A 14364-nucleotide genomic window follows, 5' to 3' on the forward strand; every position below is an offset into this window, starting at 1 on the left:
GACTCCCACTCGCCGGCGCCGGAAGCGTTGACGACATGTATCATGGAAATGGCATCGGGCGTCGCTTCCGGATGACCTTCGCCTTCAAAGTCTTCAACATCTTTCAGAGAGGCATTTCGCGCATCGACCCGAAGGTCGCGAAGAATGCGTACAAGTATCTCTGTCGCTATATCGTCATAGCGGCTGCCGCTACTCATACACAGCACGATCGATCCAGGCAGTACGACAAGTGGGCCCTGCCAACGTCCCGCGATATGCTCGCGCTGCTGCCGAAGGTAATGCGCCAGGTCATCGTCGAGAACGGACGTGCGATGGCGCCACCACGGTTGCGAAGGCGTTTCTCCGCCAAGCGACTCGATGACTTTGACGACCGCTGTTCTCACTTTGATCAGTTGTTCTGGACCAATGGCTTTGTGCGCAAGATCCATCTGCCCAAGTTGTAGCGCCGGCAACAATACGACGTCGCAGTATTTGGCTAACGACCTTTGCCTTAAGAAAGTGCGCGCGGACGCTATGATTTCATCAGCGTCCCCGGAAAGTGCCCGCTGATAGAACCGCTGCGGCAACGTCAACGCCGGCGTGTCGCCTAGCAGAATTCCCAGCAACGTGAACGCTCTGACATGTCGTCCGACCACCACAAGGCAAAGTGTTAGAGGTGTAGACAGGACCAACCCCATAGGTCCCCAAAGCCAACTCCAGAAGATGGCCGAAACGACGACGGCGAGTGGCGACAACCCGGTCGCGTGACCATACAGCTGAGGTTCCAGCAACTGACTCACCAACGCTTCAACGATGACGAACAGACCCAACGTCATGAACAGCAGCGACCATCCAGGGGTAACAGCCGCAGCCAGCAAGGCGGCAAGAAGTGCGGCCAGCCACACGCCAACGTAAGGCACGAAGCGCAGCACAGCTGTAAGCGCGCCCCAAAGCAGCGCATTGGGAAGTCCGATGGCGGCCAGTCCCAGCCATATCGCCAGACCCACGCCGAAATTCACCGAAAACTGCGAGATGAAAAAGCGAGAAAGGCGCTCGCCGGCATCATTGATCGCCACGGTCGTGGCGCGTAAATCAGCGCCGCCTATGGCACGGATAAAACGATCCCGCAAAGACTCATATTCGAGCAAGACAAACACAAGAACGACCAGCACAATCCCCGCGGTCTCCAGTGGGCCCCAGAGGGAGGACAGGACTGTCCTTACCGCATTCCAGGGCATGGCAAAAGCGGGAGCATTCGTCGCATGGGTGTATGAAGGCACCTCTGGCTGTGCCTGTGGCAGCTGCGCGCTGCTGTTGGCACCCAAAGAGTCGATGACTTTGCCGGCTTCGCCCCGCATCGTCTCTATACGGCCTATGGTCAGATCATGCAGCATCTGGAGTTTGGCGTGAACGGTTATTTCGTACTGGGGAAGACTTTCTGCCAGATGCACCATCTGGGAACCGATGACCGTCATAAGTCCCGTTGCAACTGTGGCCAACAACAGTGCGGCGATGAATACAGCGTACGTATGACCCAACTTCATCTTCTGCAGCAGGCGCACGAACGGCGCCATCAGCAAGGCCAATATCAAGGCCAGGATGATGGGAACCAGTACGTCCTTACCGAAATACAGCAATGCAAGCACCGCCGCCGTTGCGATGACGGTCAGTGATCTTTGGCTCGCGGATGCGATGGGTTGCGGCTCTGGCGTGAGGGGCATGATGGAAATATCGATGGGCGACGGTATCGATCCAACACTAAATGATGTGTGTTACCGCCAATAACGGTCGCAAATTAAAAGGGATAACTGTCGCAAATAAGAGCCTTTTGACAGTTATTGATTGTAAATTACAACGGATAACCGTCGTTGCCTCCGAGGATATACGCTAGATCATTAAAAAGTTTAGGAAGATCATGTCGCGATGAGGCGGCTAAACCCTCCAAAAAATACGCTTTTGGTCGCTAGGTAGATCAACGAGTGCCCCGATCGATTGCTAGTTAGCGTAGACGCTGAAGGTATTTTTTCGACCTCAAGTGGGCACTGCAAACCAAATAAAATGCCAAATGAAGGATCGATAAGTTGGTGCACGAAAGAATGACTGGTAACGGAAGACTAGGCCCATTCGTTGGATGTCGATCCAAGAACGGCGCTGACTTGAGGTGCCAAGAGCAAGGGAGAGGTTATCATGCAGATCGTGGTGCGAATTGCCCTCATCGTTACGCTGGTACTTGGTCTCACTGGTTGTTACAGCATTGTCGCAATGCCCGACGTTGCGACTGCATCTGTCTATGGCCCCCGTATTCCAATCCGATCGTTGAGCCCGCAGCAGGTGGCACGATTGTCGACTTGGATGAAAGCGCACGACGCCGGGTGGCGAGCATCGATGGAAACGCCTCCCGCGGTCATCACTATGAGACTTGTCCTGCGCGAACCAAACGGTCAACAGGTCCACTTTGATCTGTTCATGTCGACGCATGGCACGGCGACGATGTACTTCTACGCACAAAGCCCAGCACCACCACTCAAGCGCTACTTGTCTGAAGCGGATGTCGCCACTCTCTGGGAGTCATTAAGAAACTAAGCGTGTTGCCTGGTCAGGGCATATTTGCGTAGCGAAGAGTTTGAAAGGGTCGGCCAGCAAGCCTATGTTGCCGAAGAGCGTGTAGATCGCACTGTCACCGCAAGGGTCACCATGATGAGTGCCCCGGTACGTAGGGAAATGAAAGGGATTCGTAGTATTTGAGCGAGTGCTGCGGCGGCGCGAAGCCCGGCGGTAGCGGCCGGCCCGAAATACTCTGAAAGTACGCGATGCAGGCGTCGCGCCACCACTGTGCTTCTTTTTCCTGGATCGTGAGAAACGTTGCGGTTTGCTGGTAACGATTCGGATCGATATAGCCGTCCAAATGGCTCCATGTTTCGCGCATCCGCTTTACGTCATCGGCTCCTTGCGTGTAGTGCGCCACCAGCTCGTACCACAGCGTCTGGCCGGAACGCATCCGGTAGTCCCACGGAACATGATGGAACCATAGCAGCAGTTGTTCGGGCGTCTGCTTCACATCGTTGAATTGCGCAGCGATCGGTGGCGCGTATTGGTCGACGGCATCGCTGCCGCCGCGGCTTCGATCGAAGCCAATGCCTTCGCTATCGGCGCGATGGTAGTAAACGGGCCGCCAATCGGCGCGCGGTTCGCTGGCATCCCACGGCGCAGGGCCATAGTGATGGCCGGGACCCATGAGATGGTGCAGGCCAAGCGGTGTCATGTAATCGACCGCTGCCTCGCGCGAACCCATCATCATGTCGACGACAGGCTTTACGAACGCGTCGTTGTTGGTAAATGTCATTCGCACCCAATCGTCGGCGATGGCGCGCGATGACTGCGTGGGATTCCATGCCAGTCGACCGAACACGTACCAGTTGGCCTGATTGAAAACCGAGCCGCTCCAGTTCTGGTCGCTGCCGATGTTTGCGACGCCTGCGATGCCCGTTAACGTGTGACCATCCAGCGTGCCGTCGATCACCTTCGCGACCGTTGAGCCCTTGCCGTGCGCCATCGTGTCAGCCGACAACACCTCTTCGTAAAGTGGGCCCAGATAGACCAGGTGCGTGGCAAAGCCGAGGTATTCCTTGGTGATCTGGAACTCCATCATCAGCGGTGTTTTCGGCATCGCGCCAAACAGCGGGTTGAAGGGTTCTCGCGGCTGAAAATCGATCGGTCCGTTCTTCACTTGCAGCAGCACGTTGGCGTGGAAGTGGCCGTCGAGGGATTTGAACTCGTCGTACGCCTGTTTGGCGCGGTCGGCGGAATTGGATTGCGAATAAACGAATGCGCGCCATATCACGATGCCGCCGTGTGGCGCGAGCGCATCGGCCAGCATGTTGGCACCATCGGCATGCGTGCGTCCGTAATCCTGCGGACCGGGTTGACCTTCGGAGTTGGCTTTGACGAGAAAACCGCCGAAGTCGGGAATCACTTTGTAGATCTCGTCGGCTTTTGCGCGCCACCATTGTCGTACTTGCGGGGCGAGCGGATCGGCGGTCTTCAATCCGCCGATTTCGATCGGCGCACTGAAGCGAGCGCTGAGATAGACGCGAATGCCATAGGGGCGAAATACGTTGGCCAGCGCCGCTACCTTTTCCAGATATGCAGGCGTAAGGATCAGAGGTGTGGCGTTGACGTTGTTGAGCACCACGCCATTGATGCCTATCGATGCGTCGGCGCGAGCATAGTCGGTGTAGCGTGGCGCGAGCCAGTCAGGGAGCTTGAACCAGTCCCAGATCGAGGTGCCGGCGTAGCCCCGTTCGACACTGCCGTCGAGGTTGTCCCAGTGGTCGAGTACGCGCAATTTGACGCGTGGGCGGTCGCGCAAATCAAGATGATCGATGGGCCGATCGGTCTGCAGCAGACGCAGAAAATGGAACGCGCCATACAGCACACCCGTGTCGTCGTTGCCGATGATGGCCGTTGCGGCGTGACCGTCCACGATAACGTGGCGGATCAAATAACCTTCACGACCGAGGTCGGTGGTGTCCAACCGCAGGCGTGCGATCAGCGGCGACGATGCGGGTGTGCCGACGATGATCGCGCCGTCGCGCGTGACCGTATCCGAGACTGGCGGAGCCTGTCCGAGCAATCCAAGCAGGCCGCGTTGCAATTCCTTGCGGATGACAGCTTGTGTCGGTGTCGCGGAACCTGCGACCAATTGCGAAGCGTTGTTACGGTAGATGTTGGCCTGCTCGACGGCGAGCGGGTGGTAGCGCAGCCATAGCTCGTATCCGTCTTCGGCTCGTGCTGGTGTCATGTGTAGAACCATAGCCATGATCAACATCACGACCGCGAAGGCGCGGGATAGCGAACGACGGCGAGGGGATTTATCTCGCATGGCGCTGTCGCTGCCCGTAGCCGTTGTCGCTGATCCATGTGCGAAGAATCGTGGCGAGTATTGCAAAGCAGGCGCCGATCGCTCCGAGGGACCATTCGCTTTTTTGTTCACGGCTGCGGTCGTCGTTCGCGATCGATGCGAGCGACTGGGTGTGCGTGACAAGCTCCACGCTCTGAGTGCCAAGATCGAGTCCGACAACAAGGCTCATACGCCTCTCGTAGATAGCTATGTTAGCGCTACCATTAAAGTACCGGGGAAGCCTCCCGCTGACAAGAATGGCGTCGGACTGTCCGCTGAGTTCGCGGCACGTCATGCCGCAATGCAAAAAAGTTAGCGAGACGGAAATTGGGGCGCGTCATCGTTCCCACCGACGGCCATGTGCTCATTTCTTTGCAGGTTGCATCGCAAACTACTGGCGCAATGAAAGTAGATATCTCTCGCGACGCGAGTTCGACTCGCCATCGATGATCGAGCAACGGCTTAAAGAAGCGTGAGTTGTGGCGCGGCGCGATCAGGCGGGATGGTTAGCACCTGGCGTGACACGCCAAGCCTGCAGCAGCGTGCGCGTCTGATCGAGTATGGTCGCCTTGAGCAAGGCTCCTTTGGAGACATCGATTTCTTTCCATCCCAGCATATCCAGGCATGCATTGGGGAGATGGTAAAACGGCATGATTTGGCCCTTTACCGCGAGCAGCCGGATACGCAACACCGGATCATTGGGGCCGGTGCCAAGAATACGCGACAGCAAGGCGATGGTCATTTTGTTGAGTGGCTGCTTCAGTCGTCGATGCAGCAGTTTGGAGGCCATGGCCGGTTCTTCGTCGGCGAGTTCGCGGGCAATGAATAGGCGCCGGCTTGATGCGAAGGGTTGCATGAGCACCGTGTCCAGTGTCACCGCCTGTATGCCGATGAACGCATCGATCAACGCGTCTGTGTCGCCTTCGCCCTTCAGTGCGTCACGGGCTTGTTGCATGGCTGGCGCGAAGCGAGCCTTGAGGTCGCTGGTGATGTACTCGGCGCAGGCCTGATAGACCCCTTCCTTGTTTTCGAAGTAGTACTGCAACGCCGGTGCGTTGACGCCGGCGGCGGTGGCGATATCGCGCGTCGAAGCGCCGGCGAAGCCGTGCTCGCCGAACAGTTTTATCGCGGCATTGATGATCCGCTGGCGCGTTTCGTCGCCACGTGCATAACCGCCAGCCGGCGGGTGGCGAGGGCGCTTGGTCTGGGTCATTCGCAATTCTCTACGGCTCACTCGGCAAAGATAACATTTGACAAATGTATTCCAATCGGAATAAATATTCCACTTGGAATAATTTTGGGACGACCAGGCATGCCCGCACCAACCGGATCCACATCGGCCGATGCATCCAAAGACGCCGCCGTTCAGTCGGGACGGCGATCGAACGCTGGTCGTTTCCTGCTACCTGTCGGTCTGGTGCTGCTCGTCGCGGCCGTGCTCGCCCTGGCTTATTGGTGGGTCGTCGGCCGCTTCATGCAGAGCACCGACGATGCTTACCTGCAGGCGGACAGTGTCACCGTAGCGCCCAAGGTCAGCGGCTACATCACGGATGTCTATGTGGGCGACAACGTGACCGTGAAGCCGGGCGATCCGCTTGTGCGGCTCGATAGCCGGCAATACCAGGCGGCGTTGGACCAGGCGCAGGCGACCGTCGATGCGCGCGAAGCGGATATCCAGCGTGCGCAAGCCGGCATCCAGCAGCAGCGTGCGGCGATCGAACAGGCCAAAGCGCAACTGCTGGTCGCACAGGTCGCCAGTCGCCACGCGGAAGACGAAGTGCGCCGCTATGCGCCGTTGGCATCCACGGGTGCAGAAAGCGGCGACCAGCTGTCGGTGTTGACCAGCAATCGCGATCAAGCCCGCGCGACGCTGGCGGCCGATACCGCCGCCGTCGATCAAGCGCAGGCAAGAATCACCGACCTGACGGCGCAGATCGCTCAAGCGCGCGCGCAGTTGGAGGCAGCGCGAGCCTCCGCGCGGCAATCGCAGTTGGATCTGCAGGATACATTGGTCCGCAGCACGCTCGCGGGCAGGGTGGGCGATCGCACGGTACGCGTCGGGCAATACGCGCAGCCCGGCACGCGCATGATGACGATCGTGCCGGTGCAGAGCGTCTATCTCACCGCCAATTTCAAGGAAACGCAGATCGGCCGGATGCGCGCCGGCCAGCACGCGAGCATCCATGTCGATGCGTTGCCCGATACGGACCTGCACGGCGTGGTCGATAGTTTCTCGCCGGGTACCGGTTCGGAATTCGCGCTGTTGCCGCCGGAAAACGCGACCGGCAACTTCACCAAGATCGTGCAGCGCGTCCCTGTGCGTATACGCCTCGATGCCGATGAGCAAACCCGCAAGTTGCTGGTGCCTGGATTGTCGGTGACGGTCGACGTGGATACGCGCACTTCGACGGACAACGCACAGCCTACGACGGCGGACGCTCATCATGGCTGAGGCGGCCACTACATCGGCCAGTCATCCCGAACATGCCAGCGTGGCGGATTGGATCGCCGTAGCAGCTGGCGCGCTAGGTGCATTGATGGCCACGCTGGACATCTCGATCACCAATTCCGCTTTGCCGCAAATCCAGGGCGAAATCGGCGCCACAGGTACCGAGGGCACGTGGATTTCGACCGGCTATCTGATGTCGGAGATCGTGATCATTCCGCTTGCTGCATGGCTGACGCGCGTGTTCGGCCTGCGCAATTTTTTGCTTGGCGGTTCCATACTTTTCATTCTGTTTTCGATGATGTGCGGCTTGTCGCACACGTTGACGGCCATGATCATCGGCCGCATCGGTCAGGGCCTGACGGGTGGAGCGATGATTCCAACCGGTCAGACCATCATTCGTAGCCGTCTGCCGATGTCGCAATTGCCAGTCGGCATGACGATCTTCGGCTTGATCGTGTTGCTCGGTCCGTTGCTTGGTCCCGTGCTTGGCGGATGGCTCACGGAAAACATCAGTTGGAGCTGGTGTTTCTTTATCAATCTGCCGGTGTGCTTGGGATTGATCGCGTTGTTGTTGATTGGCCTCCCGTCGGATCGGCCGCATTGGGATGCCGTGAAGCAAGCCGACTGGGTCGGTATCGTCGGACTTTCCGCCGGCCTCAGCTCGTTGACCGTCGTGCTGGAAGAAGGGCAGCGCGAACGCTGGTTCGAATCGAACATGATCGTGTGGCTGAGCCTGTTGTCGTTCGCCGGCATGGTGTTGATTGCGATCTCGCAATTCACCGCCAAAAAACCTGTGATGCGCTTGAGCCTGCTGCGAAACCCACGCTATGCCAGCGTCATCATCATCGTAACCGTGGTCGGTGGCGTGTTTTATTCGGTGATCTATTTGATACCGCAATTTCTTGGATTGATCGCGGGATACAACGCCGAGCAGTCCGGCTGGATCATGCTGATGTCCGGTTTGCCGGCCTTTTTGGTCATGCCAATACTGCCGCGATTGCTAGGCAGGGTCGATTTTCGAATATTGGCCATCATCGGTCTGCTGTGTTTCGTCGTGAGCTGCTTGCTGGATATTCATCTGACAGCGCAGAGCGTCGGCCACGATTTCCTATGGTCGCAGCTGGTTCGCGGCTCCGGCCAGATGCTGGTGTTCATGCCGTTGAACCAGGCCTCGATGGCGGCTGTGTCGCGCGAAGAAGCGGGAGACGCTGCCGGCGTCTACAACATGGCGCGCAATCTCGGCGGCTCGATCGGCCTGGCCATCATCGGTACGGTGATCGACCGGCGCAATACGTTTCATGTGGCGGCCATCCGCGAGTCGCTGACTGCCAATTCGCTGCTCGGTCAGGAGCGCATCGCGGCTTACGCGGCCAATTGGTTCACGCGTACCGGTGATATGGCGTATTCGAAGATGCGCGCACTGGGCCAGCTCGCCGCTCAGATCCAGCAGCAAGCCATGGTGATCACTTTTTCGGAAACCTTTTACATACTCGCCATCGCATTGGCGTGCTGCATACCGCTTGCGCTGCTGCTGAAGACGCCGAGCTATCACGCGCCGGCAAGCGGGGGGCATTAAGGATGTTTGTCATGTCTAGGACCTGTTTGTCCCCGCCAAGGGTTGTGCTCGTTGCATTGATCGCTACGATCACGGCGCTTTCAGGTTGTACTGTCGGTCCCGATTACCGTGGTGCGCCACAAGTGGCGAACGGCGCCGTGCGCGCCAACACCTTCGTGCGCGCACCGGCAGCCGGTGTTACACCGACGCACGCACCGAGCAAGTGGTGGACGACGCTGGGCGATGCCAAGCTGGATGCCTTGATCGACGCGGCGCTGGCACACAATCAAGACCTGCACGCAGCGCAGGCGCGCCTGCGCGAATCGCGCGCGCAGTTGCAGCAGCAGCGCGCCCAAGAACTACCAACCGTTTCGGCAGATGCCGCAGCGTTGCGTATGCGTGAACCGGACTTGTCCGGTCTGCAGTCATTGCAGCAATCGAACAGCAATGCGTCGTCAACGAACCAGAACGCAAACGCTTCGCGCGGGCAAGGTCCGCTGCAATTGTATTCCGCGGGCTTCGATGCTTCCTGGGAAATCGATCTGTTCGGCGGCACGCGCCGCGCGATCGAAGCGGCATCGGCCCAAGCCGAAGCGGTCGACGCCGACCTTGCCGATACGCAGGTGTCGCTGGCCGCCGAAGTGGCTCAGGCCTACATCGGCTTGCGCGATCAGCAACAGCGTCTCGCGTTGGCCAATCAATCCGCGGAACTTGAACAGCAAACGCTCGCACTGATCCGGCAACGCCGTGCGCGCGGCGTGGGCACCGATGCGGATGTCGAACGTCAGACCACACAAGTTGAAACCACGCGGGCGACACTGATTCCGCTCGACGAACAAATCACCGAGTCGCTGGACCAGCTTGCCCTGCTCACGGGCCAAGCTCCCGGCGCGCTGGACAGCGAATTGTCGGCGCCCGCGTCGCTGCCGAGCTTGCCTGCGACGGTAGCTGTCGATGATCCCGCAACTCTGTTGCAGCAACGCCCGGACATCCGCGCTGCCGAACGTCGGCTCGCATCGAGCAATGCACAAATCGGCGAGCACACCGCCGACCTGTTTCCTAAAGTGACAATGCTTGGTTTCATCGGCGCCAACGCCTCCGATCCAGGACATCTGACGCGGAAAAGTTCGCTCACGTGGCTGGGCGTGCCTTATCTGCAATGGGATGTACTCGACTTCGGGCGTACGCGAAGCGCCATCCGTCAGGCTGAGGCGAGCCGAGACGAGGCGACTGCACGCTACACGCAGACCGTGCTCGCCGCGCTGCAAGATGCCAACAACGCGCTATCCCGTTACGGCCACCAGCGCGACAGCGTGGCGCGTCTTCAACAAATCGAAGCATCGGCCGATCGTTCTGCGACGCTCATGCGCCAACGTTACGGCGCGGGCGCGTCCTCGTTGATCGATCTGCTGGATACGGAGCGCGAGCAGTTCAGCGCCCAACAGAATCTGGTCGAGGGGCAGGCGGATTTGCTAAAGGATTTCGTGTCGCTGCAGAAGAGTCTGGGACTCGGCTGGACTCCAGCAGCACGATGAGCACTTAGGGTAGCGAAGATTTTGTCGCGCATAAGGTCCGCCTTCGACCCGAAGCGGACATGCCCGGGCTAGCCTTCCTCGATCCTCCAACAGCTACAATCGTTCCGAAGGGCACAATAGGTCGGAATGGATGAACACATCTCTGCGACGTCGCGGTGTTTTCACGCTTGTGGCGTTGCTGATGTGTGTGTCTTTCGCTCACGCGAAGAGCGATCTGGAGCTTCAATCGCTCACCACTGATCGCCAAGCGCAACCGTTGTCGATTGACACACCGTCACCGACGTTTGCCTGGGTGGTCGTCAATGCGCCGCGCGGCACGATACCCCAAGGTTATCGAATCGAAGTAGCGCGTAACGTGGCGGCGCTGGCAGCGGATCACCCGGATATATGGGACAGCGGTCGCATTGCCGGCAATACCTCTTTCGATATTCCTTACGCGGGATCGGCACTAACACCATCGAGTCGGTATTACTGGAAAGTGATCGCGCATACCTCGGCCGGTGACGCGAGCGCCACGTCATGGTTCGAAACGGGGCCTTCATTGCAGCAATGGTCTCGAGCGCAGTGGATCGGCAAGCCTCCTGGCGGTACGTTGGCTGCACCGTTGTTGCGGCATGTTTTCACGGTGAAGAGTGGCTTGGAGTCGGCGAGGCTGTATGTCGCGGCGGGCGGCCACGCCGATGTGTCGATCAATGCGCAACCCGCAGGCGACGCCGTGCTTTCGCCCGATTTCACTGACTACGACAAGCGCGTGCTCTATCTTGCGCATGACGTAACGGCCCTGTTGCAGCAAGGATCGGCCAATGCCATTGGCATCGAACTTGGGCGCGGTTACTACGGGCTCACCAACCCAGATGTGTGGCATTGGGAAAAAGCGCCGTGGCACGGTGAGCCGCGCGTGCGCGTTCTCCTGAAGCTGTGTTACGCGGATGGTCATTGCGAATTCGACGGTACTGACACGAGCTGGCGCATTCACGACGGCCCGACGTTGCTGGACGACGTATACGCTGGCGAGACCTACGACGCACGCCGTGCACAACAAGGTTTCGACACGGTGACTTTTGACGATCGCGACTGGCACGCGGCAGCGGTGCTACCCGCGCCGAAAGGCGTACTGCAAGCACAGCGCGAACCGCCGGTGCGCGTGGTGCAGACGTTGCAGGCGACTACGGTGACTAAACTGCGTAGTGGCAGTTACGTGTTTGCCTTTCCGCGCGTCATCGCTGGATGGGCAACGTTGGCCGTGCAGGGGCACGCCGGCGATACGCTCGTTTTGCATTACGGCGAAAAGCTGCTGCCCGACGGCAGTGTCGATGACCGCGACGATCATCATTATTTCGAGCACGGCTTGCAGACAGATCGCATTGCGCTTGCCGGTAAGGGCGTAGAGCACTGGCGCTCGCATTTTTCCTGGAAAGGTTTCCGCTACGTGCAAGTCGACGGTTGGCCTGGCGCCGCGCCGTCGCTCGATGCGGTAACGGCTCAGGTAGTGCACTCGGATGTTCCAGTGATCGGTCACTTCAGTAGCAGCAATCCTTTGCTCGACTGGATTCACACCGCTGCCGTCGACACCGTGCTCAACAATCTTTACGGCATACCCACCGACACGCCGATGTACGAGAAGAACGGCTGGACCGGCGACGGTATGCTCGGCGCAGACATGATGTTGCGCAACGTGGATGCCGAAACGCTGCTGTCCAAATGGGTGCAGGACATCGCCGACGCGCGCAACGCCGACGGCGCACCGCTACTGATCGCACCCAATCCGGGTTGGGGCGATGTACGCGCGCCGCCGTGGCACGCGGCGTATGTGCTGGTTCCTTGGTCGCTGTACTGGCAGCGAGGCGATCGTCGCGTTTTGGCCGATCACGTCGAGGGCATGGCGCGTTACGTCGACCTTGAATATGCGCGTTCGCCCGGAGGCATCGCAGATACCGCGTTGGGCGATTGGGTCAGCCCCAACACGCCGGCCGATGGCGGCAATGCGCCAGAGGACAAACGCATTGCTGCAACAGCCTATCTCTATCGCATGGCCGACGTGATGGCGCAGATCGAGCACGTTCTTGGCAACGACGACAAGTCGCGCCACTTCGATGCGATGGCGGCACGCGTGCGTGCAGCCTTTAATCAACAATTCTTAGATTCGGCACGGGGTTTATACCGCGGACAAGGCGATGACGGTGTGCGGCAAACCCACCAGTTGCTCGCGCTAGGTTTCGGTCTTGTTCCGACAGCGCAACGCGCGCGAGTCGTCGATGCTTTGGTGCAAGCGGTACACGCGCACGACGATCACCTGGACACCGGTGCACTCGGCACCAAGCTGCTACTGCCGACGCTTACGGCCACCGGTCACGCCGATCTTGCATGGATCGTCGCCACTCAGACGAGCTTTCCCAGTTGGGGCCATTGGCGTGAAAACGGCGCTACAAGCCTGTGGGAGCACTGGAAACTCGACGCGCGCTCGCGTGGGCATTACTTCCTGGGCACCATCGACGATTGGTTGTTCGCAGATGTTGCGGGTTTGCGGCCACTGGCGCCGGGATGGCAGCGTATTGGCATACATCCCGCACTGACTGCGTGGCTGGATCGTGCTCAAGCAGACACCATGACGCCGTTTGGCCGCACCGCCGTGGCGTGGTCCCACAAGTCAGGGAAACTACAGCTTGACGTAGACGTACCCCTGGGTAGCACCGCCGAAGTGCGCGTACCCGGGGTGACTCCGCAGGCCATGACGGAATCAGGACGCCCATTATCGACATTGAGATGGATTCATGGATTGCGTGCGTGCGGCGCAGACACATGCTTCGAGCTAGAGTCCGGACACTTTAGCTTTAGGTAATTGGATGAAAATTAGTTCGGGGACATGATCGGCCATGGCGGCAGCCGAAAGCGTCCGCTTTCGACCCAAAACTGCCTTACGGACTAAGGCTGGGGGAGGCGACCCCGGCCAAGGCTCATGAGCGATGTCCACGGTGCGCGATTGACCCTTTGGGCCGGGCAGTCGCTGACATTTAGGTCAGGGTTTGGAGGTCTGGTCGTGCATAGGCGGTTGCCGCGATGGGTTTGGATTGGCGGTGGTGTATTGGCTTGAATCGCGGGTACGCTCTTTAAGCTGTCAAAAAGCGCTGCTAGCTTATGCGGCAACTATTCTCTATTTATGGGGAAAAGATGGACCTCCAGACAGCGGCAGGGATGGATGGCACTCAGACAGCGGCCGAACGGCGAACGTCTCGGCGCGTTCCCATCGACCATCGCGCCAATATGGCGCTGCTTGTGCTCGTCGCTGCGGCCGTGCTGATGCAGCTCATCGCATGGCCATTCTTGTTGCGGCAATGGGGCGCGTCCGCGCTGTGGGTCGCGCTGCCGCTCGTGGTGCTGACACCGACGCATTGGGGGCTGATCCATGAATCAATTCATGGACAGTTATTTCCCCAACGGCGGCTCAACGAATGGGTCGGGCGCTTGTTGGCCATCGCCTTCGTGTTGCCGTACGACGCCGTGCGCTTCGGTCACCTGATGCATCACCGCTTTACACGCGAACCATTCGATCGGCCAGACGTGCATGATGGCGTGACGCATCGCCTCCTTGCTCGCATCGGCTATTACGCCCATTTGTTGGGTGGTCTGTACCTGGCGGAACTTGCGCTGCCGTTGCTCACATTTCTGCCGGCCCCCTGGGTGTGCCGACTTGTCGCGCATAAGCTACGCAGCGATGAGCCGATAAGCCAAGATGTCCAGCGCCTGTTTGTTGGTTTTGCCGGAAATACGGAACGGCGCATCAGTATGCGACGTGACTGGATGCTGTCCGTCGCACTCCATGCGTGCGCATTTTATCTCTACGGGGCGTGGTGGCCTGCGCTTGCCATAACGATGTTTCTGCGAGGAATGTGGCTCTCAGTGGCGGACAATCTTCCACATTACGATGTCATGCTTGACGAACAGGAGC

General features: G+C 59.1%; 10 protein-coding genes. 6 read left to right on the forward strand and 4 right to left on the reverse strand.

Translation table 11 applies throughout. The annotated features are described in order from the left end of the window. The coding region (locus VK725_RS16205) for an AI-2E family transporter (protein ID WP_325319093.1) at window positions 1-1700 on the reverse strand (1700 nt) is incomplete at its 3' end. Between the two features lie 466 nt (window positions 1701-2166). Here VK725_RS16205 and VK725_RS16210 point away from each other — a divergent pair. After that, a complete protein-coding gene (locus VK725_RS16210) occupies window positions 2167-2562 on the forward strand; it encodes a hypothetical protein (RefSeq protein WP_325319094.1) in 396 nt (131 codons plus the stop codon). Between the two features lie 106 nt (window positions 2563-2668). On the opposite strand, the gene VK725_RS16215 is transcribed toward VK725_RS16210, so the two are convergent. The 3 genes from VK725_RS16215 to VK725_RS16225 form a co-directional block, all read right to left on the reverse strand. After that, entirely contained in the window at window positions 2669-4807 is a 2139-nt protein-coding gene (locus tag VK725_RS16215; protein ID WP_325319102.1) for an alpha-glucuronidase family glycosyl hydrolase, read from the reverse strand. Window positions 4808-4850: 43 nt separating this feature from the next. Further along, window positions 4851-5069, reverse strand: coding sequence for a hypothetical protein (locus VK725_RS16220; RefSeq protein WP_325319095.1), 219 nt, complete (start codon window positions 5067-5069; stop codon window positions 4851-4853). A 303-nt stretch (window positions 5070-5372) separates the two neighbouring features. Next, on the reverse strand, window positions 5373-6092 hold the full coding sequence (locus tag VK725_RS16225; RefSeq protein WP_325319096.1) for a CerR family C-terminal domain-containing protein: 720 nt from the start codon (window positions 6090-6092) through the stop codon (window positions 5373-5375). Window positions 6093-6191: 99 nt separating this feature from the next. Between VK725_RS16225 and VK725_RS16230 the strand changes: the two genes are divergently transcribed. The 5 genes from VK725_RS16230 to VK725_RS16250 all read left to right on the forward strand — a co-directional run. Next, on the forward strand, window positions 6192-7331 hold the full coding sequence (locus VK725_RS16230) for an HlyD family secretion protein (RefSeq protein ID WP_325319097.1): 1140 nt from the start codon (window positions 6192-6194) through the stop codon (window positions 7329-7331). Then, complete coding sequence (locus tag VK725_RS16235) at window positions 7324-8904, forward strand: MDR family MFS transporter (RefSeq protein ID WP_325319098.1); 1581 nt, start codon at window positions 7324-7326, stop codon at window positions 8902-8904. Before VK725_RS16230 ends, VK725_RS16235 begins: the two co-directional genes overlap by 8 nt. An 11-nt stretch (window positions 8905-8915) precedes the next feature. Continuing rightward, window positions 8916-10418 carry an efflux transporter outer membrane subunit gene (locus VK725_RS16240; RefSeq protein ID WP_325319099.1) on the forward strand — a complete coding sequence of 501 codons (1503 nt, stop codon included), beginning with the start codon at window positions 8916-8918 and terminating at the stop codon, window positions 10416-10418. Between the two features lie 130 nt (window positions 10419-10548). After that, the gene (locus tag VK725_RS16245; protein WP_325319100.1) at window positions 10549-13257 is read left to right on the forward strand and encodes a family 78 glycoside hydrolase catalytic domain; all 2709 of its coding nucleotides are present in this window, start codon (window positions 10549-10551) and stop codon (window positions 13255-13257) included. A 329-nt stretch (window positions 13258-13586) separates the two neighbouring features. Continuing rightward, window positions 13587-14364: fatty acid desaturase (locus VK725_RS16250; RefSeq protein WP_325319101.1), on the forward strand; the 778-nt coding region annotated here is incomplete at its 3' end.

This window comes from Dyella sp. (assembly GCF_035486915.1).
Taxonomy (GTDB): Bacteria; Pseudomonadota; Gammaproteobacteria; order Xanthomonadales; family Rhodanobacteraceae; genus Dyella_B.